The sequence below is a fragment of the Bacillus sp. J41TS8 genome (assembly GCF_018333035.1).
Lineage (GTDB): Bacteria > Bacillota > Bacilli > Bacillales > Bacillaceae > Bacillus > Bacillus paralicheniformis.
This window is the reverse complement of the sequence record NZ_BORF01000010.1, coordinates 36,380-51,287: the sequence shown is the minus strand read 5'-3', so window position 1 is coordinate 51,287 and position 14,908 is coordinate 36,380. Positions and strand designations below refer to the sequence as shown.

Sequence of the window (14,908 nt, the reverse complement as noted above, 5' to 3'; positions counted from 1 at the left end):
AAAGCACCCTAGTGGTGCTTTTTTTCAATTACAATAAAACAAGTGCTGTCCGGCAGCGGCACGCGTCGGCCGAGCCGGTCTGTCAGCTCGATTTTAGGGTTAAGGTGTTCTTCATACCCTTCCTGTACATAGTGTTCGAACACAAGAATGTTCGCGCGTTCCCCCAACTCTTTCTCAATACAGCGCCGGAATTCAGTCGGCGTAAAATAGCCGAACTGCTCCTGCACTTCGTGCGGATAGGCTTCTTCTCCCCAAGTATATGTATAGAGGAATTCCATCGCGTCATTCACAAACAGTACGGCCGCATCCTTCTCAGCCTCAAGAATTTGCACCTTTCTCCCTTTAAAATCATGGACATACCGTTTCAAGAAATCCATTCCATCCGGGTCTTTAAAGCGAATCCGCCGCGTTTCCTCTTTGTTTTCGGTCATGATTCCGTCCCTGATGATGATTCTGCCTCCCCGCTTCAGAATATCAAAGGAACTTTTTAACGCTTGGGCAATGACGAGATGATTAAATCGTTTTCCTTCATACGGAATGTATGAAAACAATTCGTGCAATATCGATGAAAATACAATCGTGTCGACGCTTTCCTGTTCGAAGTACTCAGGAAGATCCAACGCATCAGCCTGTTTCACATGCCACGGCTTATGTTCGCGCACTTTTCTTTTTTGGAGCTCCTCAATGACATTGACGGAAAGGTCGATGCCGATGACCTCTGCTTCAGGATGCTGGTCCGTCAGCAAATCAAGCATCACCCCGCCTCCGGCTCCGATGTCGAGCATTCTTTCTCCAACAGCATAATCGGCAATCTTCTTTTTATAATCTTCCGCACCGTTCATGTCAGACAGATAAGCCGCTTCATTTTGCAGCCGGTCAAACGAATCCTTGCGAAACTCAAAAAAATCATAAAGCAGCACGATCGCCCGTTCATATAAAGGCGATTTCTCCGCTTCCTGGCAAAATTCAATCAGCTTCAGTCCGGCCTGCGAAAACGAAAACGTGACGCCGACAATCTCGGAAGCCTGATCAAACGGCTGAACAGCAAGCGAAACGTGTTCATTTACAGGCACCCCGCCGAAAAGCAAATCGCTGATCGACATCTCTTTTAAGCACGCTTCGATAATCCGTTTTTTATAAACATTCGTATGACGCACACCTTGGTAATCACGGTACATGTCCTTCATCAGCGGCTCAAAGCTGATATGCTTGACTGATAGAGGATTGACAGAACGAAGCACAAGCAAAAAGATTTTGACAAACTCTTCAAAACTGAACGATGACAAGGCGGATTCCACATACCATAAATCGATCCGCTGAAAGAAGCGTCTCAGCGCATCTTCCGCCGCATGTTCCCTCAAAAACCGCTCGTACCGGCTGCTGTCTTCGCCGGAATCGAGCGCCTGTCCCCGCAGTTTTCTGATCCTTTCCGCAAACGGCCAATCTTTGTTTCTTTCTCCTGTGCAGATTTGGCCGATTATCCGGTTCACGTCTTGTTCAATCGATTCCCAAAGTGCCGGCGAAACCCCTTCAATGATACATTTGTTCAGAACGTACAGAACCCGCCTGATGTCGATGTGCTGAAGTTCGGATGCTTCAATCCAATCGATAAGAGGAGTGAATTGGCGATACCTTGATTCCCCGCGGATATACTGCCCGACGAGTCCATGCGTCAAAATCAAAATATAGATGAGTTCCTCAATATCCTGCCGCTCCGGCATATACGCCTGTCTTCGATCAGCATAAATCTGCGCCGACCCGATATTATGGATCGCAAGCTGAAAGCCTTTCTCACGCCATTCCTTTCTTTTATGAGGCTGGCCGCACTTAGCCGTTTCACTCCATATAAGAACCTCTTCAATGATTTCTTTTTCCCGCTCAGGAATGTTCGCTTTCTCCAAGATGGAGAGCGTCTGTTCCACATAAAGAAACACGGGATTCTGAGGCATGTTCTCCAGCGAAGATATCCGCTCCAGATTGACATTTTGTTCTTCAGTTAAAACAAGATACTTGAGCCATTCGGCATCACGCAAAACATGATAATCCCCGCTTTTCACTTTTTCAATGGCTTCTAACGATTGTAAACGCCTCATACGTTCTTCCCTCTTTTTTCTATTTCGATATGACTAATCATAAGGTAAATGGTTTCATATAGAAATAGGATAATAGACTTATAACCGCTATAATGTTTGGCCGCAGTCCGCCGTTAAGATTTGACCAGTAACCGTTTCTTGTTCGAGCAGCGCGCAAATGAGCAAGGCGATATCTTCCGGCTTTGCGATCCGTTCAAGCGGGAGCTTTTGGCTGAGCCGCTTCATTTTCTCTTCATTCCCCTCCCACCATCTCGTCGATACAGCGCCAGGTGCCACACAGCTGACCCTGATATCCGGAGCGAGCGCATGCGCCAATGATTTCGTCAGTCCGTGGACCGCCGCTTTTGATACGGCATAGGGGAGCGAAGAACCTGAGCCCGTCAGTCCGGCGATGCTGCCGACATTTACGATGGCGCCTTGCTTATTTTGCTTCATTAAAGATGCCGCCGCTCTCGCGCAATAAAACATCCCTTTGACATTTACCGCATACAGTTCATCCCAGACTTCTTCAGAAGCTCCATCCAAGTCATCAAGCTCGATATGCCTGGTGATGCTTGCATTGTTGACGAGCAGATCGACGGTGCCGAACTCACGGGCCGCCCGATCAAACATGCCTTGAACTTCATTGACCTTAGAAACATCGGCTTTAATCGCGAGCGCGCGGCCGCCTTGATTTTCAATCATCCCAACCGTCTCTTCAGCCTCCGCTTCGGAACGCGAATAGTTGACAATAACCGCTGCGCCGCGGTTTGCCAAAGCGAGCGATGCCGCTCTGCCGATCCCAGTGCCGCCTCCTGTGACAAGGGCTGTTTTATTTTTCATTTTCATTTTTCATCACTCCCTTTTCAACTGATGCAAGCTGTGCTGTTCCATTCCCAAACGACCAGTTCTCTTTCACGTTTTCGGCCGCAATGATCATGACGTCCTCTTGGCGGATGCCGGCGTTTTTTTGTAAACATTCTGCAATGCGTTGATACAGCGCCAGCTTTTTTTCGACCGGTCTCTCTTTCATTGTGATGTGAATATAGATCAAATCCTTCGTCCGTTCGATATTCATATAGCCGGGATCGAAAAAGAATTCTTCCTCATCGTGCTGGGTGATGACCTGAAAATAATCATCTTCCGGAACATCGATCGTCTCCGTCATCGCCTTGTGAACCGTTCTGCTGATCCGGCGAAGCTCTTCTTTTGATCTCCCTTTTAAAAGATCCATCCTGACAAATGGCATATATTTATTCCTCCTTTGTATTGTTTAATAGTGTATAACGGTTATATCATTTTGTATAATTGAATCATTTGAAGGATTCATTCAATTTTATTGAACTTGAGGTGATGGGATGGATTTCAAAACGTTAAAGACGTTTCATAAAATCGTGGCTTGCGGAAGCTTTAACCGCGCGGCTGAAGAACTGAATTATGCGCAGTCCACAGTCACAATGCAAATCAAAAAACTCGAAGAAGACCTCGGCATCCGATTGCTCGAGCGGGGGAAAACATTCCGACTGACTGAAGCCGGCAGGCTTTTTTTTGAAGAAAGCAGCCATATTGTCAAAAATATGGATCACCTTCAACATCATATGGCCGACTTATTGCTTGGCGAAGCGGGAAATATCCGTCTGGGAGCGGTCGAACCAATCGCGAGCTGTGATTTGCCGCGGATGTTGGGGAGATTTTTAGCGGATTATCCGAAGATCCGGGTTTCCGTAGATATCGCCAACTCATCGACATTGGGGGAACGGCTGGTTCAAGGCAGCCTGGACCTTGCCGTCTGTTCGACTCCGGCAATGGGAACTGATCTTTATTTTGAACCGCTATATGCTGAAGAGCTCGTAGTGCTGCTTCCTGAAGGACACCCCGCCGGAAACAATGAACACATCCATCTGAAAGATCTTAGGGAGCACCGTCTACTGATCACAGCCAACAATTGCACCTACCGGAAGAAAGTCGAAATCGCGTTTCAAGAGCTGCCGGGAAGCCAAATGAACACGATGGAGATTGGAAGCATGACCGCTTTGAAAAATTATGTTGCCGCTGGACTCGGCGTTGCCCTGATTCCGAAAAGCATCGTCTCCCCTCCTCCTCCCGGAACGATTGTCCGGTTTATCGGCGATGACCCGATCAGCGTAACCTTCGGCATCCTTTGCAAAACCGCGTCTTTCCCGCTGAAACAAGCGGACGCAAAGCTTTACCAATATTTGAAACAGGAACTGGGAGAACCGAAAAAACCTTCCGGCTGATGTCGGAAGGTTTGGGATGATGACATAATGGGACATTGAATGATGATGATCTGGTCTCAGAGGGGGATGGTTACTTGCACCTGTCCGCCCCCCGCTTCACCGTTTTTAATCGATAAATCGCCTTGATGAAGCTTGACAACACGGAGCGCAAAGGTAAGTCCCATACCGTAATGCCCATTCGATGTCCGGCTTTTATCTTCCATATAGAAAAGCTCGGCAGCTTTCTGCAGGCCTTCTTGAGAAAATCCTTTTCCGCTGTCAGTGATTGTGAAAATCAATTGATCATCCGTACACACAGCTTCAAAATCGATTCTCCCGCCTTCTGGTGTGTGATCTGCAGCGTTCGTCATGATGTTCATCAACGCTCGATGAAGCAGCTGTTTGTCCAACAGTGCTTTTTTATCTTCAAGGTTCTGTTCCTTCAGCACAATGTCAACCGATTTGTTCCCTATGTATGCTTCAGTGTCATTGAGAACACTTTCGACTAACGGTTTCACAGCGCTTTCTCTATAATCGATATTTAATGCTTCCTCCGTTTTTGACAAATGGATTAATTGGTCAATGTACTGATCGATTTTTTGCCCCGCATCAAGTATGTATCTGATATATTCCGACTGCTCTTGATTTTGCGGTGATAAGCTCAGCAATTCCGCATTACCTTTAATAATGGTCATTGGAATTTTAATGTCATGAGCCAATGCGCCGATCTGTTCTTTTTTCGTTTTCTCTAAGTGCCACTGCGCGCGGAGGGAGGCTTGAAGGGCATTCCTCATGTCTATCAGGGAACTGATCACATGATCAAATTCCTTAATATTCGAAAACTCCGGAGTGAAATTTAAATTTTGTTTTTTAATTTGCTCAGCGATGGTGTTTAATGTTTGAAAATGATCTTTTAACCTGTTTGCAAATCGGGTTGTTACCGCAAAAACGACCGTAATTAGAAGCAGAATGATGATGCATAAGCTTGTCAGCTCATAGTTCGGGAGAAACCGTCTCAGCAGGGGAGACCGAAACTCAGCGCGCAAAGGATACTCCAACACACAATACTCGTCTTTGCGTTCGATGATCATATAGCCTTTTTGACTTAAGGTGACATACGGCCTGCTCTCAATTTTTTTCCGTACAATTGAAAGATTCGTTTCTTTCATGTTTCCCGCTGTCTTTTGTTTCGACTTTTTATCCAATATGGCATACAGCATCGTATCAGGTATCATGTCTTCCGTTATCCGTTCAGCCGATTGAAGCTTGGGCTTAAGCTTTTCAGCTTCGATTTCATTGTAATTGGCAGGATAAAACAGCCCTGCATTCATTCCGATCATATTGATCAAAACATATACAGCCGTGATCGCGATCAGGCTGAAACTCAAAGTGAGCATATATTTGATCAGTTCTCTGCGCAGCGTCTTTTTTTTACGGATTATTCCCATCTGTACCCTACGCCCCATACCGTTTTGATCGGATCTCTTTCGTGTTCTTTGCATTTTTTCCGAATCGTGCGGATAAATTCGGTTATCGTGGAGTATAATGCATTACCTTCCAGCCCGTATACATGATCATAAATTTCTTCTCGTGTAAAAGTTCGTCCTTTATGCTGAGCCAACAGCTCACATATTTTAAATTCATTTTTTGTTAAATTCAGCTTTTGATCATGAATAAATACTTCTTTGCTGTCAAAGTGAAATAAAAAACCGGAAATCACACGTTTAGTTTCGTGTTTCTCTCTTCTTTCCCTTCTCAAGTGTGCATTTACTCTCGCACTGAGCTCAAGAACGCCGAAGGGTTTTGAAATATAGTCGTCTCCTCCAGTCAGGAGGCCCTTAACGATGGCCTCTTCCTCCGTCTTAGCGGTGAGAAACAGGATCGGACAATCTACCAGCGGCCGGATTTTCTCGCATAATTCAAATCCGTCCATCCTCGGCATCATCACATCAAGCAAAATTAAATCATACCCTGAAAACACGTCGAGAGATTCGGCGTTAACTTGACTCAATGTATGAACTTGATGCTGATCGCGGCGCAAAATATTTTGTATGAGTACAAGAATATCTTTCTCATCATCTACTGCCAAAATGTTCGCCACTTGCTGACCACCCTTTTTCATTATTCATAAGCTTTTCTTCCTTCCCAGCGGATAAACCAAACGATGCTTAGAGCGAATACAGCTATTATAGCAAACACCATGATGAAAGCCCCCTGCTTGATTTCCCCGTCTAGAACAGAACGCAGAGACGGATCAATTTGGACAAATCGGTCAATCCCCTTATACCCTGTCAGCCTGATTCCCCATGCCCAGGGATTATATTTCCAAATGACATCGCCCAATCCCGTATTCATCAGTGCTGTCATCAAAAGACCTGCCCCGCCTATTAAAATCGAAGCCCCCATTCCAAATATGCAGCTGATCAGAAAATAAATGAAATAAAGTGTGACACTTCCGGCTGCCAGCCATGCCCCAGCCTCTAAAAAAAGGGCGATTGTCAGGTTCGGCACATGAAATAGAACTTTGAGCCCCAATACATAGAGTCCAATAGCCAAGAATACCGCACACAAGTTCATGAACAGAAGCAGTGTGACTTTGCTTAAATAAGCCGTTAATTTGGGCGCCGTGCCGCCCAACAGCACTTGAAAACGGCCTGCCCGCTCCTCTAATGAAGCCGTCATTCCGCACACTATTCCAATCAGAAGCGGCAGGGCAATCGCAATTGCCTCAAAATACGTGCGGTATAATTGATATGGATCATGATCTCTGTTATAGAAATAAAGCAGAAAAACACTCGCACAGATAACCGGAACGGTCAAGTGAAGCCAAATAAAAGATGTGCGCTTTGTTTTTTGAAAATCAGCCGCAAGGCATCTGAAAAATAGCAACAAATCAAACCGCCTCCCGTTTTATCGATTTGCGATCAACGGCAGGGGAAAAAGACCGCCTGGTCAGACGCGCCAAAATAGCAAATAAAACAACAGATAGAACAACAGCCGGAGGAACGACTGCCCAGCTTGTTAAAGGATCGCCATTTTCAAGAGGCACACCGTTTGGATGGATGCCAATTGTCGGACACATGACCCTGATCGGCCAGCTCCACGGATTCAGCCACCAAAAAGGACTTGATGCCGACATGATGCCCAACACGATACTGCCCAGCATATTGAACAAAACGGCAGATATAAACCCAAATTTTCGCGCTATCCATAAACAGATGGGGATCTCCCACAGTGTCGTAAGCCAAAGCAGCAGATTCGCTGCAATGACTGTCAAATGAATGCTCGAAAATTGAGGAATGACAAACTGCATCACAACCATGAACCCTAAAAAAACAGCTTGAGACGCTAAAGAATAGAGCGCAATGACGCTTATTTTTGCAGACCAGATCATATGTAAATGTACGGGAGAAGAAAAAATGCCGTTATAATTCGACGCTTTCATTTCTTTCTGGTGTGATAATGCACAAAGCAAGGCGATCATGACCGGCATCAAGATGACAGACCACCAATTATACGTACCTGCTACAAAGAATCCTGGATTCATTAAAAAGGCGAAGCAAATATTAATCAAAGGCACAATGAAGATCATCTTTCTCGAAAATGTTCTTTTAAACTTCAGGTTTTCCGCTTTCGCATAATATCCGATCATTGTTCTCCGCCTTCTTTCCCCCGCGTTGATTTGACAACATCCATAAAAAGCCGCTCGAGATCGTCCCCCTTATTGATTTTCCCCTGATATCCGAGGTATCCTCCGCTGATAATCCCGATATGGTCTGCGATCTGCTCGACTTCCGACAGAATGTGGCTTGATAAGATGACCGTCATCCCTTGCTTTGGAAATGACCTGATCAGTTCCCTTAACTCTTGTATACCGATCGGGTCGAGACCGTTCGTAGGCTCATCAAGTATGAGTAATTTAGGGCGATTTAAAAGAGCGATGGCGATTCCCAGCCTCTGTCTCATCCCCATAGAAAACTGCCCCGCTTTTTTCTTTCCGGCATGATGCATATCAACAGTTTTAAGCACCTCTGTTATTCTCGCATCAGGAAGACCCAATAATGTGGCATGCACCTTGGCATTCTCGTAGGCTGTTAAATTATCATACAGAGGCGGGGATTCTATTAAAGAACCGATGTCTTTTAATACAGACCTTTTCCATTTCCGCCCCTCAACCAAAATGTCCCCGGCAGTCGGGTTTAAGATTCCGGTTAAAAGTTTTAAAGTCGTTGATTTTCCTGCTCCATTCGGTCCAAGAAGACCGTAAATACTGTTCTTTTTAACTGACAGTGAGACGTCTGAGACCGCTTGCGACCTTCCAAACTTTTTTTGAAGATGCCTTGTTTCCAATAGAATTGTACTCATCTTAATCTCTCCTTGTTTGATCTGATCGGTACCGATATCTTAAAATACCTTTCTCAAGATTTAATCAGAATCAAACGCAAAAAACCTTCCGGTTCCCCGAAAGGTTTAGCGGCCTTTGCCTTAAGAAGGCATAAGCTCAAGATGATGATCCAGTTCGTCCTGCAGGACGGCTTCAATATCTTTAAAACGATTCGATACGGTCGAAGCGCTGACACCGTATTTTTTTGCAAGCTTCGCCTGGGATAACGATTTTTCCGATTTGGAGATCGTATTGATAAAATACTCCAAAGCAGCTGCAAAGGCTTCTGTTTTCTTGATGACCGGCGCTTTTTTAACACAATACGATTTCCAAAGGCCGACCGCCCAGGAGACAAATGATTCAGAATGTCCTTCGTCAAGCATACCTTTCTCAAAGACAAGCGCTGTTTCTTTTTCCATCTCATTGGCCCATTCGATGTCTTCCGACCCTTGTTCAGACGGTGCACTCTCTTCCTGACGGCAAAGCTGCATTAACACATGATGAAAATCATCTCTCATCAGCTGTTCTTTTGTTCCGCCTTCTTTTGTGAAACGGCTTAAAGCATCGTTTAACCTGTCTTTGAGAGCATCCGCCATTTTTGCAGGATAGATGGTGAATTGTAAGAAGAACTCGGTATGGCTTCCGATCTTGATCGGAAAGCCGAGCACGTACTCGCCTACAAAAGGCCCTTCCCGCTTCACATTCATCCTTATAGTGAGCTCTTCATTTGTTACAGCATCCTCAAAGCGAATGCCGCCATCTGTTATATGTTTCACACGCAGCAGCGCAGGGGAGAGGTCTTTCCACGATTGAACGGCTTCCTTAGTCTGCGATCTGAGAATCGAAGAACCCTTTTTCTGTAAAAAGTCTTCGAAAATCGTCAATCCTCCGTCTGCCAACGGCCGGGAAAATACTCCCCACACGCCCAGATTAAAAACACATATCTTTTGTGCAGACTGTTCCAAGTCTGACAGAAAAGAATACTGATTAAGAAATTGATCGATTGTGTCTTTATGTTCCGTAAAAGCGAATTCCATGACGTCTTTCTGGATTTGTTTCAATTCCTGCACCGCGACAGCCGGAAACGCTCCCTCCGCTTTGCCGCAGCATTTTTTATATTTCAGCCCGCTGCCGCATGGGCAAGGCATATTTCTCTTTACTTTTCCCACGTTTAAACCTCCGTATCTTATACTACAACTTATTTATTTTATCAAAACTTTCAGGAGGGGGAAATCCGATAATGAAAATCAGTATGATTTAGCTGAAAAGTAAAATTTTATAAAAGAGGACAAATAGAAAAAAAGACTATAAAATGGTTAGTTCTGTGTTTTTATCATCCATTTATGACAGAGGGTGTTATACATTTTGCAATACGCTGGTTTTTGGGTTAGAGCGGGTGCATTGTTGATCGATTGCGTATTGGCGGTCGGATTACACTTTTCATCCGCATTGATTTGGAGACGGATCTCCTGAGGTCGGTGCAACAGCACTGCTGGTATACGTTTTGTATCCGCTTTTGATGCCGCTCCGATGCACAGATGAAGCTATGGCAGGCTTTCGTGCACTACTTCGTCTCATGGGTCATGAAAACAGGCGACACTGAGTAAACGATCTTTATGTATTTAAGTGCATACAGAAAAAGGGATATGAATCCCTTTTTCTATTTCCGGTATTCCAGCAGACTGATGGTCAGGAGCACAAGGAAGCACCCCAGCCACTGAATGGATGTTAAACGTTCGTTTAAAAACAAAACACCTCCGAAGATGGTAAGAACGGGGCCGATCATAGAAATGACGGCTCCCCGCTCCGCTCCTATCCGCTTCATGCCTTCCAGCATGAATAAAAAAGGAATGACCGTCGTCACCGCTGCAATGATCATAAAAAAAACATACATTGCGGGAGGATAAGAAAGCAGGATTCCCGGCTGTTTTCCTGTTGCGCGAAACAGCGCATAACCGGCCATCGCAAGACTTGCCGCCGACATTCCATAGGCATTCATCCGAATCCCGCCGATTTGACGGACAAGGCCTCCCGCCACAACAAGATAAACCGCATAGGCGACAGCGGACAATAAGATCAAAAAAGCTCCTGACAGGTTCGCTTCAAATGCTTGCACATCCCATCCGCCGACAGCCAAGAACAGCCCGGCATTCACAAGCAAGATGGCAGCAAACGTTTGACCCGAGATCATTTTTTTATTTACAAAGGCAGTGATGATCAATACGAACATGGGATAGCTCATCACAATCATCCGTTCAACGATTGCCGAAACATCATGAAGGCCGATAAAATCAAGCAATGGCGACAGAAAAAAACAAAGCAATCCGGCCGCATAAGCTTTAAAAATCTCCGCTTTTTCTGGTTTAGCCGGAAGCTTTGAACGATACACAACAAAAATCAGCCAAAACAGCGGCGCCGCAAATAATTGCCGGTACAACAGCACCGCTTCCGGCTGTGCACCTTGTTCATAAGCCCATTTGACAAAAATGGATTTTGAAGCAAAACACATCGTCCCAAAGACCATAAAAACGACCCCGGCCGCTTTTCGAACGCCGCTTTGAATATGGCCGCTCTGCTCAGCTGTACTCTTCTCTTCTCGACTCAACTTTCAACACCCGTCCTTTTTATTCGTGGATATGTTTTTTTATAAAATGGAGCAATGTGCTTCCCTGGGCCGTCAAAATCACACCTTTTCCCGAACATTTTGGACAAGGCTCCGGCTCTTCTCTTCCGCTTCCATTGCAATTTGGACATGTCGTTTCCAAATCGTCCGTTGCAATCACCATTTACCATCACACCTCCGTTTCCGTTTAATATGATGCGGCCACTCCGGCCAGCCTTCCTCCACGGCCACCACCTCCTTAAAAATACAAAAAACCCCCGTCACAAAAGGACGAGGGTCTCGCGGTACCACCTTTATTAATCGCATCAACGATTCGCTTGGAACATACGGAAAGGGAACAGTCAGCCCTTTCGATACGCTTCTCTTGATAACGGAGAGAACTATCCCGGCTTCGCCTACTGTCCGTTTCAGCGAAGCGATTCAGAAGCCCATTCGGCGTCAGAAGGGCATCGGTTCACACCAGCCACCGACTCTCTTAAACCCATGCTCTGACACGTACTTGCTCTTCCTCAATATCGTTTAACCGTACATGATTTGTAAAAAATATATTACTCTGAAAATTAGCAAGTGTCAATCAGCATTAAATTCTTGTTTTTTTACGAACCTTTAATATACACACGGTCAACAGACACAAAACAAGGAGATTGAATGCTGCTATCCAATAAAAATATCCAGGGATGCCTATGACGAGAAGCGGTAGTCCCAAGCTGAGAAATACACTGGCAAATGCAGCATACAGCACTTTTAGTAAGCCATTATATTTTTCTGCTTCAGATTCGCGGTCTGTATAAATCGCATTTGTTTGAACTTGACTGGGATCAGCCGCAAAGTAATGCCAATTTAAAAACTGTGTCACATGCTTCCAGCCTGCATCCTCGTATATATGAATATATTCTTCCTGATCCAGGTTTGATGTTGTCTTATAGTCGAGCCGATATACTGTATTGCTTGGTTTTGTCTTTTCAAATATATAGATAAATAAAAAGAAGGACTTTAACATCCACCCCTGTTTTGCCATTTCATTCAGCCAGTTCTCCTCCTTCCGGTCTTGCCAAGCAAGAAAAAAACGGAATTTACGCTTTCTTTTTTTACTCATGACTTGTATCTCCCTCTTTTTGAAAAATAGATTGACTGATCGCCACTAATTTGGATAGGCGTTTAAATTCGAGTTCAATCACCTGCCATCCTTCATTCGTTAAAATATACTGCTTTCGCCGATTATCGCCGGATTCGCCTTCCTTTCTAATGAGCCCCTGCTTTTCGAGTTTGCTTAATGCACCATAAAGAGTGCCAGGCCCTAGTTTGACCTCACCCTCACTCATGCTCTCAACCCTTTGCATAATGCCGTAGCCATGTAGTGGTTGAGTTAATGACAATAATATGTAATACGTAGCCTGCGTAAGCGGTAAATAGCTTTCCACCGTTTTTTTCTTCACTTTTCGCACCTCATTTTAAGTATGGCGTTTTTCATTTATATATCTCATGAGCAGTACAACACCTATTAGATTGAAAATGATGCTGCCGCCAAGAGCTAGTCCCCACCATACACCGTTTATTCCTGATAAAATCGCTAAATTTAATAAAAAAATTCCGCTCAAAACAAATAACATCCCGGTAAAGTGTGTATTCAAATCATTCGCCTCCTTATTTTACATCGCCTTACGATATATCGACTTACGATATAATAACATATTAGAAGATTCGACACAAATCAAACACAGCATTTACCCTGCAAATCAAATAAGTGAGCACAGGCTATTGCCCAAAAGGAATAGCTCACATTAAAATTAAAAAAACCGCCTAAAAGGTCATTTCACGACCTTATCAGGCGGTTTCCAGCGATTATTCCTTATTCCTGTCAGCAAACACCGTCATGGCGTCGCACATGAACTTCGCCAAGCCGGCGCCGTATTGATCAATGTTTTTCGTAAAGCGCTCGTCAGCGACATACATTTGTCCCAGACCTTTGAAAGCTTCGAGCGAATAGCTGTGGCCGGTGTTATTGTTCAGAAAGTCGTACCATTCCTTTATAGCCGCCTGTGCTTCCTCTGAGTCTGAAGCGCCTTTTCTGAGGGCGGCGATTTTTCTGTAAATGGCATCATATTGCTGTTCCATCTTTTTCCGTTCACCTTCGGGCATGGATTCGATATAGGCCTTCGATCTGTCGACGGCTTCATCGCCCCAGCGTTCCCGCGCTTCTTCCTCATACGGGTTTTGACTGAAATCAAATCCCGCGAATTTTTCCTCGTTTGTCATGTTGATTTCTCCTTTCGCGAATTGGATCGTTTTATCGATTGTCGCAATCATTTGGTCAAGCCGGCTTCTTTTCTCCAGCAGCGCTTTGCGATGGAGCTGAAGCGCCTCATTCCTGTCAAATGAAGGGTTCTCAAGAATGCTTTTAATCTTTTTTAAAGGGAAGTCAAGCTCTCTGAAAAACAGGATTTGCTGCAGCTTTTCCAGATCGTCATCTGAATACAGCCGATACCCGGCTTCGGTCGTCTCCGACGGAGCTAATAATCCGATTTCATCATAATGATGCAGTGTGCGCACACTGATGCCGACTAAGTCGGCCACTTCCTTTACTTTCATTTTCATTTATCTGACCTCCCTTCGATATTGACTATAAAGTATCCCGCAACGTGAGGGTCAATGCGAAATTTGAAATTTTTTTATACAAACAAAAAACCCGGCAAAATTGCTTTGCCAGGTCTTTTAAGAATTGTTCAGCAAGACTTCTTTAAGAAACGGATCATCCAGCCACTCGTTCAGCTGGCCCGCGGAGAATCCTTTTGATACATTGAGATCGATGAGCGTTCCGCCGGCATATCCGAAAGAAGCCGATCTGTCCGCAATGGTGTCCGGCCCTTTCGCCAGAACATTCTTCAGCTTCTTCAGCATGTTTTGAAAGCTCTTCTCCAAGTCGCTTTTCGGGTCTTTAGCAGATTCAATCACTCTGATGAGCCTCTCATTTCCGCCTTCAAGCTCTCCTTTTTCATCCAAACTGACATCAGCCAAAGACAGACCGGCAATCGTTTTCAAAAACTCATTCACATGCCATTTTTCATAAGCTTCTTTATCCAGCGGCGTTCCATTTTGTTCACCGATCAGTTCCGCATGGCTCAACAGACGGGCGCCAAACCGTTTATCACTGTTATTTAAAACGGCTTCGATCCGGGTTCTTTTTTGTTCATCTTCGATGCCTTCAACTGTAATCCGGTTATTTCCGTCTACATGCAATGTCAGATGTTCACTCTCGGAAAGAGAAATTCCGCTCTCGCGCAGCGTCTCATCGATCTGGCTGTTCAAACGCTGCCTGTCCACATAAAGATTATAGATCTCAAATTGAACACCGTTCATTTGTGATCGTAATGACGGTGCATTTTTTTGAGCCGCTTCAGCCTGTTTGCTGATGGAGAGGGTGTCTGTTTGGCTGCCGACCATTCTCTTGGAACCTGTAGTCTTAGCCGGCATCTCCGCGGCGGCAGGCTTCATCAGCTGCTCGGAATAAAGCGAAAGTTTTACCCTGTCTCTAATATTCATGGGAGCTCCTTTCATGCCAATTACATTCGATTACTTTTTATATCGGACGGAA

General features: G+C 44.9%; 17 protein-coding genes and 1 other annotated feature. Of the genes, 1 reads left to right on the top strand and 16 read right to left on the bottom strand.

From position 1 onward, the window contains the following. Positions 1-8: 8 nt before the first annotated feature. The 3 genes from KI350_RS14270 to KI350_RS14260 all read right to left on the bottom strand — a co-directional run bounded on the left by KI350_RS14270 (position 9) and on the right by KI350_RS14260 (position 3,321). The gene (locus tag KI350_RS14270; protein WP_065643675.1) at positions 9-2,093 is read right to left on the bottom strand and encodes a class I SAM-dependent methyltransferase; all 2,085 of its coding nucleotides are present in this window, start codon (positions 2,091-2,093) and stop codon (positions 9-11) included. Positions 2,094-2,180: 87 nt separating this feature from the next. Beyond that, positions 2,181-2,921, bottom strand: coding sequence for an SDR family NAD(P)-dependent oxidoreductase (locus tag KI350_RS14265; RefSeq protein WP_065643674.1), 741 nt, complete (start codon positions 2,919-2,921; stop codon positions 2,181-2,183). After that, positions 2,905-3,321, bottom strand: a complete 417-nt coding sequence (locus KI350_RS14260) for a tautomerase family protein (protein ID WP_065643673.1) — start codon at positions 3,319-3,321, stop codon at positions 2,905-2,907. Before KI350_RS14260 ends, KI350_RS14265 begins: the two co-directional genes overlap by 17 nt. A gap of 109 nt (positions 3,322-3,430) precedes the next feature. On the opposite strand from KI350_RS14260, the gene KI350_RS14255 reads away from it, so the two are divergent. Next, entirely contained in the window at positions 3,431-4,330 is a 900-nt protein-coding gene (locus KI350_RS14255) for a LysR family transcriptional regulator (protein ID WP_020450029.1), read from the top strand. Positions 4,331-4,386: 56 nt separating this feature from the next. Here the strand turns inward: KI350_RS14255 and KI350_RS14250 are convergent, their stop codons facing one another. From KI350_RS14250 to KI350_RS14190, 13 genes are all read right to left on the bottom strand, one after another. Beyond that, positions 4,387-5,757: a sensor histidine kinase gene (locus tag KI350_RS14250; RefSeq protein ID WP_020450028.1), complete on the bottom strand. Its 1,371-nt coding sequence runs from the start codon at positions 5,755-5,757 to the stop codon at positions 4,387-4,389. Continuing rightward, complete coding sequence (locus tag KI350_RS14245; protein WP_212930503.1) at positions 5,748-6,410, bottom strand: response regulator transcription factor; 663 nt, start codon at positions 6,408-6,410, stop codon at positions 5,748-5,750. The genes KI350_RS14250 and KI350_RS14245 overlap by 10 nt, the downstream gene beginning before the upstream one ends. A 20-nt stretch (positions 6,411-6,430) precedes the next feature. After that, positions 6,431-7,201, bottom strand: a complete 771-nt coding sequence (locus tag KI350_RS14240) for a lantibiotic immunity ABC transporter MutG family permease subunit (protein ID WP_025810815.1) — start codon at positions 7,199-7,201, stop codon at positions 6,431-6,433. A 1-nt stretch (position 7,202) separates the two neighbouring features. Next, the gene (locus tag KI350_RS14235) at positions 7,203-7,961 is read right to left on the bottom strand and encodes a lantibiotic immunity ABC transporter MutE/EpiE family permease subunit (RefSeq protein ID WP_023857778.1); all 759 of its coding nucleotides are present in this window, start codon (positions 7,959-7,961) and stop codon (positions 7,203-7,205) included. After that, positions 7,958-8,674 (bottom strand): lantibiotic protection ABC transporter ATP-binding protein, encoded by a 717-nt coding sequence (locus KI350_RS14230; RefSeq protein ID WP_020450024.1) that lies wholly within the window; start codon positions 8,672-8,674, stop codon positions 7,958-7,960. Before KI350_RS14230 ends, KI350_RS14235 begins: the two co-directional genes overlap by 4 nt. 120 nt (positions 8,675-8,794) lie before the next feature. Further along, a complete protein-coding gene (locus KI350_RS14225) occupies positions 8,795-9,862 on the bottom strand; it encodes a YecA family protein (RefSeq protein ID WP_020450023.1) in 1,068 nt (355 codons plus the stop codon). A 491-nt stretch (positions 9,863-10,353) separates the two neighbouring features. Beyond that, entirely contained in the window at positions 10,354-11,298 is a 945-nt protein-coding gene (locus KI350_RS14220; RefSeq protein ID WP_023857775.1) for a DMT family transporter, read from the bottom strand. Positions 11,299-11,317: 19 nt separating this feature from the next. Next, positions 11,318-11,479, bottom strand: coding sequence for a tryptophan RNA-binding attenuator protein inhibitory protein (locus KI350_RS14215; protein ID WP_035337337.1), 162 nt, complete (start codon positions 11,477-11,479; stop codon positions 11,318-11,320). A 100-nt stretch (positions 11,480-11,579) separates the two neighbouring features. Beyond that, positions 11,580-11,838, bottom strand: a binding site (T-box leader). A gap of 58 nt (positions 11,839-11,896) precedes the next feature. Next, the gene (locus KI350_RS14210) at positions 11,897-12,412 is read right to left on the bottom strand and encodes a DUF2812 domain-containing protein (RefSeq protein WP_020450019.1); all 516 of its coding nucleotides are present in this window, start codon (positions 12,410-12,412) and stop codon (positions 11,897-11,899) included. Then, on the bottom strand, positions 12,405-12,752 hold the full coding sequence (locus tag KI350_RS14205; RefSeq protein WP_059230724.1) for a PadR family transcriptional regulator: 348 nt from the start codon (positions 12,750-12,752) through the stop codon (positions 12,405-12,407). Before KI350_RS14205 ends, KI350_RS14210 begins: the two co-directional genes overlap by 8 nt. A gap of 15 nt (positions 12,753-12,767) precedes the next feature. Then, positions 12,768-12,947 carry a hypothetical protein gene (locus KI350_RS14200; RefSeq protein ID WP_023857771.1) on the bottom strand — a complete coding sequence of 60 codons (180 nt, stop codon included), beginning with the start codon at positions 12,945-12,947 and terminating at the stop codon, positions 12,768-12,770. A gap of 211 nt (positions 12,948-13,158) precedes the next feature. Continuing rightward, a complete protein-coding gene (locus KI350_RS14195; protein ID WP_020450017.1) occupies positions 13,159-13,911 on the bottom strand; it encodes a MerR family transcriptional regulator in 753 nt (250 codons plus the stop codon). A gap of 117 nt (positions 13,912-14,028) precedes the next feature. Continuing rightward, complete coding sequence (locus KI350_RS14190; protein ID WP_059230726.1) at positions 14,029-14,856, bottom strand: DUF4885 family protein; 828 nt, start codon at positions 14,854-14,856, stop codon at positions 14,029-14,031. Positions 14,857-14,908 lie beyond the last annotated feature (52 nt).